12 protein-coding genes and 1 pseudogene are annotated in these 12091 nt (G+C 68.4%); 7 read left to right on the top strand and 6 right to left on the bottom strand.

Annotation, left to right across the window (positions count from 1 at the left end; translation table 11 throughout):
- Positions 1–339 precede the first annotated feature (339 nt).
- On the bottom strand, positions 340–576 hold the full coding sequence (locus IE217_RS08045) for a hypothetical protein (RefSeq protein WP_190177059.1): 237 nt from the start codon (positions 574–576) through the stop codon (positions 340–342).
- Positions 573–953, bottom strand: a complete 381-nt coding sequence (locus tag IE217_RS08050) for a TraR/DksA family transcriptional regulator (protein WP_190177060.1) — start codon at positions 951–953, stop codon at positions 573–575. Before IE217_RS08050 ends, IE217_RS08045 begins: the two co-directional genes overlap by 4 nt.
- A gap of 3 nt (positions 954–956) precedes the next feature.
- Between IE217_RS08050 and IE217_RS08055 the strand changes: the two genes are divergently transcribed.
- Entirely contained in the window at positions 957–1283 is a 327-nt protein-coding gene (locus tag IE217_RS08055; protein WP_190177061.1) for a hypothetical protein, read from the top strand.
- On the opposite strand, the pseudogene IE217_RS34530 reads toward IE217_RS08055, so the two are convergent.
- The 3 genes and pseudogenes from IE217_RS34530 to IE217_RS08060 all read right to left on the bottom strand — a co-directional run.
- Positions 1262–1489 (bottom strand): annotated as a pseudogene (locus IE217_RS34530) (transcriptional regulator); the annotation flags it as partial. The gene IE217_RS08055 and the pseudogene IE217_RS34530 sit on opposite strands and share 22 nt — an antisense overlap.
- Complete coding sequence (locus IE217_RS35335; RefSeq protein WP_373297970.1) at positions 1378–1800, bottom strand: DUF6009 family protein; 423 nt, start codon at positions 1798–1800, stop codon at positions 1378–1380. The pseudogene IE217_RS34530 and the gene IE217_RS35335, both read right to left, overlap by 112 nt.
- Positions 1801–2114: 314 nt before the next feature.
- A complete protein-coding gene (locus IE217_RS08060) occupies positions 2115–2288 on the bottom strand; it encodes a hypothetical protein (protein WP_190177062.1) in 174 nt (57 codons plus the stop codon).
- A gap of 354 nt (positions 2289–2642) precedes the next feature.
- On the opposite strand from IE217_RS08060, the gene IE217_RS08065 reads away from it, so the two are divergent.
- Entirely contained in the window at positions 2643–3359 is a 717-nt protein-coding gene (locus IE217_RS08065) for a class I SAM-dependent methyltransferase (RefSeq protein ID WP_229865105.1), read from the top strand.
- Positions 3360–3653: 294 nt separating this feature from the next.
- Here IE217_RS08065 and IE217_RS08070 read toward each other — a convergent pair whose 3' ends face one another.
- Complete coding sequence (locus IE217_RS08070; RefSeq protein WP_268249134.1) at positions 3654–5042, bottom strand: MFS transporter; 1389 nt, start codon at positions 5040–5042, stop codon at positions 3654–3656.
- A gap of 107 nt (positions 5043–5149) precedes the next feature.
- Here IE217_RS08070 and IE217_RS08075 point away from each other — a divergent pair, with 107 nt between their 5' ends.
- From IE217_RS08075 to IE217_RS08095, 5 genes are all read left to right on the top strand, one after another.
- A complete protein-coding gene (locus tag IE217_RS08075; protein ID WP_190177063.1) occupies positions 5150–5794 on the top strand; it encodes a helix-turn-helix domain-containing protein in 645 nt (214 codons plus the stop codon).
- A gap of 163 nt (positions 5795–5957) precedes the next feature.
- Positions 5958–8555: a lantibiotic dehydratase gene (locus IE217_RS08080; RefSeq protein WP_190177064.1), complete on the top strand. Its 2598-nt coding sequence runs from the start codon at positions 5958–5960 to the stop codon at positions 8553–8555.
- Positions 8556–8747: 192 nt separating this feature from the next.
- Complete coding sequence (locus IE217_RS08085; protein WP_190177065.1) at positions 8748–9944, top strand: B12-binding domain-containing radical SAM protein; 1197 nt, start codon at positions 8748–8750, stop codon at positions 9942–9944.
- 1 nt (position 9945) lies between these two features.
- Positions 9946–11040 (top strand): arginase family protein, encoded by a 1095-nt coding sequence (locus tag IE217_RS08090; RefSeq protein WP_190177066.1) that lies wholly within the window; start codon positions 9946–9948, stop codon positions 11038–11040.
- Positions 11037–12089 (top strand): hypothetical protein, encoded by a 1053-nt coding sequence (locus IE217_RS08095; protein ID WP_190177067.1) that lies wholly within the window; start codon positions 11037–11039, stop codon positions 12087–12089. The genes IE217_RS08090 and IE217_RS08095 overlap by 4 nt, the downstream gene beginning before the upstream one ends.
- Positions 12090–12091: the final 2 nt, after the last annotated feature.

A 12091-nucleotide genomic window follows, 5' to 3' on the forward strand; every position in this document is an offset into this window, starting at 1 on the left:
ACTGCTTGTCCTGGGCATAAGGGTCGCCGCCTTTACGGTCGCGGTATTCATTCCTGAAGGGCCTGAACGAGGCCGGAATAGATCCAGCGCCCGAGCGTGGCTCCAGCACGTGGGCCGACTTCCTGCGCTGCCAGGCCGATGCCCTATGGGCCTGCGACTTCTTCGAGGCGGTCACCCTGACCGGCGCCCGTCTGCACGTGCCGGCCGAACATCGAACACGCCAGCCGTCGGCCGGCGGATCCGCGTCCTGGGCGCCGCCGCGCACCCGGCCGCGGCCTGGGAAGTGCAGGCGGCGAAGAACTTCGCAGGGGACCTTGAGGACCGCCACGCCCCGGTTTCTCATGCGGCGCTGGTGAAGGCCGAGGCGGAGCTGGATGTGACGGTGATGTCGCCGGAGCACCGGGAGATCATCGCCTTGTTCGCAGCCTCGGGGGCGGCGACGCGCTGCAAAGAGGTCTGCCAGCACCTGGGACTGAGGACCGAGCCGCGGCATGTCGAGGGGGTGCGCTCGAAGCTGGAGCGGCTGGTGGAGCGCGGGATCCTGGCCGAGCCTTTGTCCGGGACGGCAAGCCTCATCCTGCGGCGCAGCGTACGCAGGTGCGCGCCGCCGGGCGCACCTCCAGGCGTTGGGTCGGGATCGGCTCTCCACAGCCCTCGCACCGTCCGTAGTCGCCCTCCTCCAACCGCCCCAGCGCCCGATCCACATCGGCCAGATGGTCGCGCGCCTGCGCCAGCATGGCGGCGACATGGGCCCGCTCGAAAGCGGTGCTCGACCCCTCAGGATCGTGCTCGTCATCGGTTGCGACCAAGGCGTTCGCCTCGACCATTCCATCGAAGTCACGGCTCAAGGCCGCGATCTGCACCGTCGTGCCGGCGCGTTCGGCCGCCAGCAGCTTACGAAAGGACTCGTGCTGCAGCGAGGAAAATAGGGCATCTTTGGATGTTTCACTCATAGAGTGGCTAACGTCGGCACCAAGGGCCCATATTTCGGATGCCCGTGCACCCACCAAGCCGAATGCCGCGGTGTCCGGGAGACGGGTTCGCACGGTCCGAACAAGGCGGACCGCTTCGACCCCGCCACCCGCCGCACCTGCTGGAGCCTGGCGCTCTCCCAGCTCGACTACGCCGCCCGCCGCTGGACCCGTTACGGCTGGGACGCCGGCCACGAGAAGGCCCTTGTCCTGCTCACCGACAGCTGGATGCTGCTGCGACTCGTCTGCCTGACCATGTCGAACGGGTTCGCCCTGCTGTGCCTGCTGCCATTGAGGCGGGCCAGCAGGTAGCGGGCGGCGTTCTCCCGTCGCACGGAGCGGTAGGCCTGCTCGATGCGCTCCAGGTTCGCCCTAGACGGTGACCGTCTGCCATCCAGCCAAGCCTTCAGGGTGCGGTCGGTGACGGTCGGGCCGGCCTCGCGCGCCCGGTGGCGGGCGTGGTGGGTGCAGGTGAGGTAGTGCAGGCGGACGAGCAGGCTGCGCCGGGCGGTGGCGGGGTTGTGGTCTTGTCCAGGGCCTGGCGGACGTAGTCGAGGTTTCCGGGGTTCTCCAGCCACACCACCTCTTGCTCGTGGATAGAGGTCTTGCGATCAACAGCGAGCTCATGGCTGCAGCCCCTCCTTCGTCGGCCGGCTCCCTGTGGGCGGCGCGGCCCTCGTCTGGGCACGAACGTCTGTGGGCCACCGTCTGGGACTGGAACACCGCTTCTCGCAGAGTGCTGGTCAAGGTCGGGTTCACCGAGACCGATCGGAAGGAAGTGGACGCGGTACGCGGGACCACCTTGTTCACCACGAGACGGCTCTGACACATCCAACGTTTGGCCTTGCGGACGGATCCATGCAGTGGCGTCGGCGACAGGTGTCCCCCTTCGTGTCGGCAGGCAGAAGCGGATGCGGCACTCACTCCACGCCAGTGCGCTGGGGACAGAACATCACGGTGCCCGGCCGGGCCGTTCTCATGGGTTTCGCCGAGCGCGGTGACCGGATGGCGGTCGACTGAAGACGGGCGGCTCGGAGGGCGTGGCCCTGGCGTGAACTCGTTGATCGTGCTCTCGATGCCGGGATCTGACCGAGGAGATCCGTCAGGGCATCCGCGCGGCGAGTTCACGACAGTGGCTTCCTGTCACGCCGTGGTCCGCCGCACAGCGGACTGCGGCACGGCGGCCGCCGCGTCGGCCTGACGGGCGGCTCGTTCGGCCCGGGCCCGGCGCAGTACCAGGGCACGGGTGGCCTCGGACTCGCGACGGCGCGTAACACAGGTCGCCTCGATCGGGGTCGGCTGGTCGTCCGCAGGCACCTACGACTCCGGGCGGGGAGTTCCGGCCCCGGTGTCTTCACGATCACAGAGCGGACGCCGTCGGACGTCCCGCGCAGGAAGGCCGTGTGCGTAATCCTGGTGACCTACAAGCTCATCCGCTGCACTGCTCGGACCGCCGACCGTACTCGCCTCGGCGCAGCGGGAGTTACTTCCGCAGGCGGACGCCTCGGCCAGCCGGGCAGGAGAGCCTGGTCCGGTACCTGTGCCCGACGACCTGATGCCCCCCTCCGCCGGACAGCGGTGGCCGGTGACGACGCCCGTCGACGATGGCCGCGGCCGCTCTGGGTGTCACCGTTGGCCTCGGCCGTGCCCTCAGCCAGAAGGAGTGTCCTGGTGAACTCGATCACGCAACCGGACGGAGCAGAAGGCGAGCGGCTGGATCGAGTGGCCGCCGTACGCCGCGAGCTCGCCCAGCACGGGCCGCCTCGGAGTCCCGATGGGGGTCCGGACTTCGCCACCGTCACGCTTCCGGAGCGCGACTGTGATCAGGTACGTGACCTCCTGGTGGACGAGCGAGTCGGCACAGTCGTCGAGATCGGACTTGCCTATGCCAGTTCGGCGCTGGCGATCAGCGAGGCGCTGCTGCGCACCGGTTCACGGAACCCGCGGCATGTGGTGATCGACCCGTTCCAGTTCACGGCGTACGACGGTGTCGGATGGGAGCTGCTGCGCAGCGCCGGCCTGGACGACATCGTCGAGCTGGTGACCGAGCCATCGCAACGGTGCCTTGCCCGGTTGGCCGATGCGGGCTTCACCGCGGACGCGGCGTTCGTCGACGGCAGCCACCACTTCCACAACGTGTTCGTCGACCTTCACTTCCTGGGCGACATCGTCCGACCCGGCGGCGTCGTGCTGCTCGACGATGTCTGGTGGCCGTCGGTCGGCGCTGCCGTGGCGTACTTCGAGACCAACCTGGGGTGGCGTCCGATACCGGGCGCTCTGGCCGACGGGACCACCGACCCGGCCGGCGGTCGGCCGCGGACCAGCGCCTACCGGCTGCCCGATCCGCGCCCTACGCCGGACTTCAGGGAGTTCCGACCGTTCTGCTGATCCGGGTGGGGCTCGCGAGGCCCCCACCCTGATCGGCGACCGCGCGTCAGTCACAGCGATGGCGCCGCGTTGACCTCACCATCGTCGCCTTCGCCGCACACTGCACAGCCATCGTCTCGGCTGTCACATGACCGCTTCGGCGCAGGCCCAGACCCAACCCCCTCCTCGCGTGCTCAGCCACCCGAGGTTTGGGGGCAGGCATGATTCTTCGAGTTCCGGACCCGGCTACCCCGACGCGCTGCAACCCATCGTTGATCTGGCGAGAGCAATCGGCTCCGTTCCGACAGCGCCTCTTCACGTCTTCGACCGCGATGCGCGGGCCATGAGGACCAGGAGGAGTCCGCAGGCGGCGACCAGGATCCAGCCCGGGCGGGACGCGTGGGCCAGCCCTGCCGGGGTGCTGTTCGCCACCAGGCCGCCGGCGACGGCGATGCCGAGCGCGGAGCCGACCTGCCGCGCGGTGGAGGTGATCGCTCCGGCCACGCCGGCCCGGGCCGCGGGCAGCCCGCTGACCGCGGTGTTGGTGATCGGCGCATTGGCGAAGCCGAACCCGATGCCTGTGAGCAGGTAGGCGAGCAGGAGCTGCGGCAGGCTCGTGTGCCGGTCGAGCCCGACCAGGCAAAGGCCGCCTGCCATGGTGAAACCTCCGGCCAGCGTCAGTGGCAGCCGGGGTCCGAGGCGGCCGACAAGACGGCCGGACCAGGGGGCGCAGACGGTTGCGCCGACGGCCATGGGCAACGTCGCTGCTCCGGCGGCCGGTGGCGTGAGTCCCCGGGTCTGCTGCAGGTAGAGGGTGTTGAGCAGCAGTGTCACGTTCAGGGCGACGAAGACCGCTACGGCACCCAGGACCGCGCTGCTGAACACCGGGCTGCGGAAGAGCCGCAGATCCATCAGCGGTTGGCGTCGGCGGCTCTCGGCCCATATGAATCCGACGGTCGCCATGGAGGCGAAGGCGTAGGCGGCCAACGCGGCAGGCGCCGTCCAGCCGATGCGCGGCCCTTCGATGAGGACGCCGACCCAGACCCCGATGACCACGGTCAGCAGGACCTGGCCTGGAACGTCGAGCCGCTGCGCCCGAGGTCCCCGGGACTCCGGCACGAACACGGCGCTGAGCACCAGGGCGGCCACGATGACGGGAGCGTTGATCCAGAACAGGGCCCGCCAGCCGAGCGCCGCGACGAGGGCGCCGCCCGTGACCGGACCGACGGCCATGCTGAGCCCGAAGACCGAGGCCCAGATACCGATCGCCTGCGCTCGCTCCCGCGGGTCGGGCATCGCGTTGACCACGATCGCGAGAGCCACGGGACTGAGCATCGAGGCGCCGATGCCCTGAACGGCGCGGGCCGCGACAAGCGCGCCCACCGAAGGAGCCGTTGCACAGACCAGCGAAGCAACACCGAACACCATCAGGCCGGACTGGAACACCCTGCGGCGTCCGAAGCGGTCCGCCAGCGCACCGGAGGAGATCAGCAAACCGGCCAGGACGATGGTGTACGCGTCCACTGTCCACTCAAGACCGCGCGTCCCGACGCCCAGGCCGCGCCCGATGGCCGGCAGGCCCACGTTGACGATGGTGGTGTCCAGCCCCACCAGAAACATGCTCAGGCAGCAGACAGCCAGCACCGTCCAGCGTCTGCGCGCGCTCAGAGCGGGCGCAGCAGGATGAGTCGTCGTCGCAGTCACGGGTTGCCTCTCGCATCCGGGAGTACGTGCCCGGCAAGACTCAGTCAGGCTGACCAGCACCGACCAGCACTTTTGCGAGGACCGCAAAGAACCGCACACTGAGCCACATGGACGCGGAACTGGAGCAGATCCTCGACGGCATCGGACCACGGCTGCGCACGCTGCGCCGGGACCGAGGACTCACCCTGGAGGCACTGGCGGCCACGACCGGCATCTCGGTGAGCACACTGTCCCGTCTCGAATCCGGCAGACGGCGCCCAACGCTCGACCTGCTCATCCCGCTCGCGCGGGCGCACCGCGTTGCGCTCGACCAACTGGTGGCCGCACCGGCCACCGGTGATCCCCGGGTGCATCTCACGCCCGTGCGCAAAGGCAACGGCAGCATCCTCGTGCCCCTGACCCAGTACCCGGGCCGGGTGCAGGTGTTCAAACACGTACTGGCTCCCCGCGAGCCGAAGTTGGTGACGCACGACGGCTACGAATGGCTATACGTCCTCGCCGGCCAACTACGCCTCATCCTCGGAGAACACGAATGCACGCTCCACGCGGGAGAAGTTGCCGAGTTCGACACCCGAGAGCCGCACTGGTTCGGTCCGGCGGACACGAGTGCCGTAGAGATCCTGCACCTGTTCGGGCCACGAGGCGACCAAGCCGTCGTCCGCACGAGACCCCCGGCCACCCATCCCACATCGACGACCACACCCCCACCGCCGGAACTCTCCGGATACGTCGACACCGACGCCGGACGCTGAGCCCGCACCGAACGCCACCGCGTCCTCTCTCCCTCTACGGCATCGAATGATCGCCATCTTTGGCTTGATGTCAGTGAACCCGCGCATATGCCATTGAAGACGCCTCGTCGCATGACTAGCGTCACGCCGTGTTGCGGGCACTGAGCGGCCAACGGGGGCAGTCATGGACGGGCGCGGACAGCATCAGGACGACACAGGGCTTGGGGGCGGCAGCACCCTGATCCACGCCCTGGCCGACCATTCCCATGGCCGTGACGAGTGGGCGCTCGCCCCGATCATGCTGCTGCGCCACGCCGGATTTCCGTGCTCTCTCCTGCAACAAGTTGCCGATTCGTCGACTCCGAAAGCCGCTGATGCCGTACTGACCTGCTGCGACAAGGCGCTTCAGATCGGGCAACAGTTGAAAGCAGTGCTGCGCGAGGAGCGCGTGGGCACGAAGGGGGACATCGCCTCCGGGGTGGGCATGCTGCGATTATTCCCGCCGCGGGACCTCACGCGCTTGGAGGCGGACCTCAGCCCGGCGTCCATGGAGATTGTCAGGCGCTACCAGGACGCGGTTCTGGCCCTGGACAGCGTGTGGACTGCCTTCGAGAAGGATCACGCTGCCGCGCTGGCTCGCGGTCGCGAGACTGTCGTACGCCTCTTTCGCGACCCCGCACTCCAGCAGGTTCTGCTCCTGTCGAACGACGCACGCTTCGAGGAGTTCGCCGGCTGGATCGACGGTGGCGGAGGGGGATCGGACGGCCACGTCAAGCGCATGACCGACCTGCTCACCATGTACCTCCAGCGGGTCACGACGAAGAACGAGACACATTCGCACTTCGGTCCTCTCGCGGTGGCCCGGTTGGCACCCAACACCGCAGGGATCTCCTGGTCCACCGGTCCGCTCCGTCGCATCGCCTTCCTGAGCCACTGGGCAGGTGAGGCAATCGCCGAGGCGCTCAGCAGCCGCCCCGAGCACTTCGAGACCGTACGTCCGCGACGGCGGCCGCTCGCGTTCAGCCAGGACTCGCGTATCCGGTTGTACGCGTTCGAGACGCGGACTGGCATGCCGGACGACTGGCGCTTCGTCGAAGTGACGGCTGAGACGTTCGACGACGACCAGTCATGGCTGTGGGAACGGTGCGACGGCGAACGCACGGTGGCACAGTTGCGTGCCGCGTGGGCGCGACGCGACGGCACTCCACCCCGCCGTACCTTCGACGAGGTATTGCATGAACTGGTGCGCAAGGACTGGCTGACAGCCTGCTGGGAGATTCCCGTCGGGGCCGCCGATCCCCTCCATGCGCTGACCGCGTACCTGGAGGACGGGGCAGCCGATCTCGCGGTCGTGCGGTGGTTCGCCGACACGCTGCGGCAGTTCGCCGACGGCCCGATCCAGGACCGTGCAGCTCTGCTGGGCCGCCTCAAGGAGAACTTCGAGGAGATCAGCGGGACCGCGGCCAACCGGTCCCAGGGACTGCACTACTCCGACCGGAGCGTCCTCTACGAGGAGGCGTACAGCCCAGTCAGGAGCATGGCCCTCGGCCAAGACGTCGAGAACGTCATCAGTCGCGAACTGTCGGTGGTCTACGACCTGACGCTCCTCGCTCCCCGGCTCCGTGTCCGCCGCGAGCAGGAGATCCTGCACGGCTGGATGAAGGAACGTTTTGGCCTGGGGAACCCCGTCGCACTCCAGCACTTCTACGCCGGCTTCTTCGAGGACAAGCCGCGGCTCGCCCGAGAGTGCGAGGAAGTGGAACGGGACATCGCGGCGCTTGACCACGAGGTCACGAACGTACTGCTGACAGGGACCACCGGCGATCAGCACGAGACGGTCGTCGACCGGGACCGGCTGGAGGAACTGCTCGCACGCCATCCGGCCACACCACCCGCGCTGTGCAATCCGGACGTCATGCTTGCCGCGCGGGACACCGACGCGCTCGCCAACGGCGACTTCCTCGCCGTCGTGGGCGACTGCCATGCCGTCCGCGAGGCGCTCACCCACTCCAGCTTCGCCCCGATGATGCAGGCGGAGGCTCCGGACCTGCTGGACGAGGTCTACGCGCGGTACCAGAGCCTGCTGGACGAGGACGAGGTGCTGATCGACCTCTCCCGCGCGCATCCGGACAAAACTGCCGCCCAACTGACCTATCCCTGCCCGGACCTGGAGGTCCACGGACTGTCCCCGAAGAGCCGGGACGCCGTGCTTCACCCCCATCAGTTGTACGTCGTGGCAACCGCCGAACGCCTGGAGCTCCGCGCGCGGGGAGTGGAGGGCCGGCTGAAGCTGCTCGCCCCGCTGGCCGGCGGACCCAGCATCCGTCAGGACCCGTTGTCCCCGTTCGCCTTCCCCCGGCACTTCGGAGGCGTCGGAATACGCAGCATCGGCCACGACCATCTGCCCCGCATCCGCTGCGGCCGCGTCGTCCTCCACCGGGAGCGCTGGCGCATACCCGCGAACGCCCTTCGCGGATGGAGCCCCGGGACGCGCCCGGCAAAGGGGGATGCGGCCGAGTTCGCCGCCGCCCGCAAGCTCCGCCGTGGCCTGAGCCTGCCCCGCCACGGCTTCATGAAGATCCCCGGCGAGCCGAAACCGGTGTACGTCGACTGGGAGTCACCTCTCATCGTCAGACAGATCTTCCGTCTCGCCCGGAGGTCGGATTCCCCCTTGGAATTCAGCGAAATGCTCCCGTCACCGGAACAACTCTGGCTCGAGATCGACGGAGAACGCCACACGAGCGAACTGCGCTGTGCGGTCTTCTCCCGCGGTTCCAGCTGACCGCTCCACTTCGAGGATGCCCCATCATCATCGAGCAAAGGGACGACCATGCCCAAGAGCTGTATAGTCCAACTTCCTTTCCCCTCCAGTCATGACCCGGACCCCCACCTGTCGAGCTACTACGAGGACTACGACCGGAGGTTCCGGGCGTTACTCCCCGAATACTTCATCCCGACCGACGGCTTATGGGAAATGCCACTGTGGGTCGCTCATCTGACGGCCCTGCTGGACACCGCGGGCATCGACTCCGTCTTCCGTGACCTGTCGAGGACGCCGCCGGAGCCGGACGCCTGCTCCGAACCGCTGCTGGAGGCGACAGCCGTCGGCGATCTGGTCCTCATGTCACCTCTCGCCCAGAACTTCCGCCTCGCTCTGGACGTGGCCAAGCACCTGGAGCACGCCGGACGCCGCGTCGTCCTCGGCGGGAACATGGCCCCGCTCGCCCCGGACGGCGCCGTCCACGCCGTGCACCGCGGCCAGCTCGACGCCACCCTCGTGCGCAGGCTCGTGGGGCTCGCCTCAGGAGCGGGCGGGGACCTGGAGAAGCCTCTTCTGCCCGGGTTGGCGGCCGAGCGGATCAACTGGGCACCGGACTACCGCCATCTGGACGGCTACGGGGGCCGAGTTCCCCTGCTGCGGCTCAACGCCAGCCACGGATGCCTGTACCAGTGCTCGTTCTGCGGCGACGCCTGGAGCAAGCAGCTCACCCTTGTCGAGAAGAGTGCCCTCGAGCAGGAAGTGGACGAACTCACCGCCCGGTTCCCGGACACCCGGCTCTTCTACATCGGCGACAAGACGTTCGGCCAGTCACGCGAAGCAGTCGCCAACTTGCTGGACGTCTTCCGTGACCGGCCCGGATACCGGTTCATCGTGCAGACACATGTGATGCAGGTGAAGGACTGGATCGTCGATGCCATGCTGGAACTCGGCGTCGTCGCCGTGGAACTCGGCTTCGAGTCAGCCGACTCCCAGATGCTGAAACGGCTCAACAAGCTCTCGCGCGGCCTCGATGACTACACCACGAAAATCCACATGCTGAGCGACACCGGTCTGAAGGTCGTGCTCAACATGATGGGTGGCCTCGACGAGGAGACGGAAGCCGCACACGGCCAGACCGTCGACTGGATGCGGCAGAACAGTTCGGCGCTGTGGCTCTTCAACCTCTACAACTTCGTTCCCTATCCGCTCACCCCGGACTTCCCGAGGCTGCGTGAGCGCATATTCAACTGGGACTTCGCCGACTGGCGGGAGGACGTACCCGTCGTCTACCGGCCGCAGCACCTGTCCCCCGAAGCGAGCTGGGATCTGTTCCAGGACAAGATCGCCACCGCGCACGACATCATCCGCACCCCGGTGACCGTTCCCACGTCCTTGGCGCAGGTGAAGTGACATGACCGAGCTCCCCGACTTCGAAGCACTGCAGAACAGCGTCAAGGCCGAGGACTTCGAGGCGGACCCGCTGCCGGGGTGGGCCGGCGTCGCGACGCTCTTCGGTACCCCCACCACCAGCGCCGACCGGGTGGACGTGGGAGAGGACGGCTGGGTGGTGTCCGGTGTTCCCTTCGACGCCACCGCCAGCTCCCGGCCGGGAGCCGCGGAAGGGCCCCGGGCCATCCGCCAGGCAAGCCTGGTCTTCTCCAGCTATCTGACCAGTCTGGGCCAGTGGCGGATGCTGGACACCCGCACCGGCCAGGTCTTCCGCTACCGTGCCCCCCAAGTCGCGGACGCCGGTGACCTGCACGTCTACCCGACGGACACCGTGCGCACCTTCCAGGCCGTGGCGGCGGAGAGCCGCCGGCTGAGCCAGTCGGCGCCGCGCCTGATCTTCCTCAACGGTGACCATTCGTGCACCTTCCCCTCGTTCGCCGGCTTCCGTGCCGGGCGGCTCGACCGCGGCGCGGGGCGTGTGGGGTTCATCAACATCGACCACCACTTCGACTTCGGCAACTGGAGCACGCTGCACGGGCCCCTGTACCACGGCTCCAACTCCCGCAGGATCAGCGAGATCCCTCAGATGCGCCCGGAGGACATGGCCTTCGTCGGTGTCGGCGACGTGACCAAGTACGACCAGTACCGAGGGCTGATCGACAGTGGCTTCCACATCGTGCCGGGCTCCCAGATCGTCAGGGACGGCGCCGCCGCCGCGCTGCGCCCCCTCATCGAGGAACTCGGCTCGCGGTGCGACACGGTCTACGTCTCGCTCGACATCGATGTGCTCGACAGCGCCTCGGCGACCGGCACCGGCCATGTGACCATGGGGGGCATCAGCACCGGAGACCTCCTCGACGTCTACGAGGAACTCCGCGCGCTTCCCGTCGGCGCCGTCGACGTGGCGGAGGTGGCACCCCGCTACGACCCGTCCGGCGGCACCGCCCAGATCGCGGCACGCCTGCTCTTCGAGTTCCTGTTCCGCACCGAGTGCACACCGTCCACGTTCGCGCCCTGGTCCGACAGCGCCTCCGACGAACCCCTGGAGCAGCAGTGATATTCACGCCCACCGAGGCTCAGTTCGACTGCGCCGGTCTCGTCTCCGGGCCGCGGGACCGGCGCGAGCAGGCGATGGACGACCTGGCCGGCGCGTCCGTCGACGTCATCCACCGGGTCGGCTTCGCGGTGTTCCGCATCGGCCGCCTGCGGCTGGGCGTCGAGGAGAGCCGCCGGCTGTCGACGGCCCTGGCCGAACGGATCCGCGCGGCGCTGATCGCCCGTGGCGCCCCCGCGAAGATGCGGTTGGAGATCGACCGGCCGCAGCAGACCTACGTGCCTGAGGGGTTCTCCACCCGGACCCTGCTGCCCCACCACGACGGGCAGCACTGCTCGTACCTGACGCCCAGTCTTCAGGACGCGCCCGACTGGGATCCCGCCTGGCGGGAGTTCGGCAGCTCCGGCTACACCACCACTCCCGCGCACAAGATGTACCAGGGCATCTTCCTGCCCGACGTGGGAGAAGGACTGAGCGTCACCACGTACTACGACTGGCTCGGCGTCATCGACGACGTGCTCGACCGGCGCGGAATCGACGCGGGGGACGATCGGTCGGCCACGGCGGCACGCTGGATCGGTGACAACCTGCGCCGGGGGCTGGAGCGTCAGCCGGAGCACGGCTGCGCCTATCCGTCGTTCGGGGCCATGCTCGGGCTGGAGGAACCCCTGTGGCACGGCCTGTCCTTCCACCACAGCGAGGCCGTGCTGACGAAGGAGGAACGCATCCGCTACCCCGCCGCCGTACCGCTGGTCCAGCGCTGTGCCTGCGGGGAGTGCGAGGGCGAGGCGGCACGTCTCTTCTGCCACCAGGTGCTCATGGCCACCGGCCTGACCTGGACGCAGTTCCGGCGCCGTTGGGAAGTACTGGCACCGGGTGAGCAGTGCGACCTGCTGTTCGGCCACAACCTCACCATGCTCCACGGCGGCCTGGCCGGCGGCCCGGGGCGCGTCATCGAGCCACTGTGCCTGGTCATGGACACCCCGGCCGGCCCCGAGTACGAGCGATGGCTGGCCGCGTCCTGGCGGCGTTCCCTGCCCGGAGCGCAGTGATG

Source organism: Streptomyces naganishii JCM 4654, assembly GCF_014650575.1.
GTDB classification, from domain to species: Bacteria; Actinomycetota; Actinomycetes; order Streptomycetales; family Streptomycetaceae; genus Streptomyces; species Streptomyces naganishii.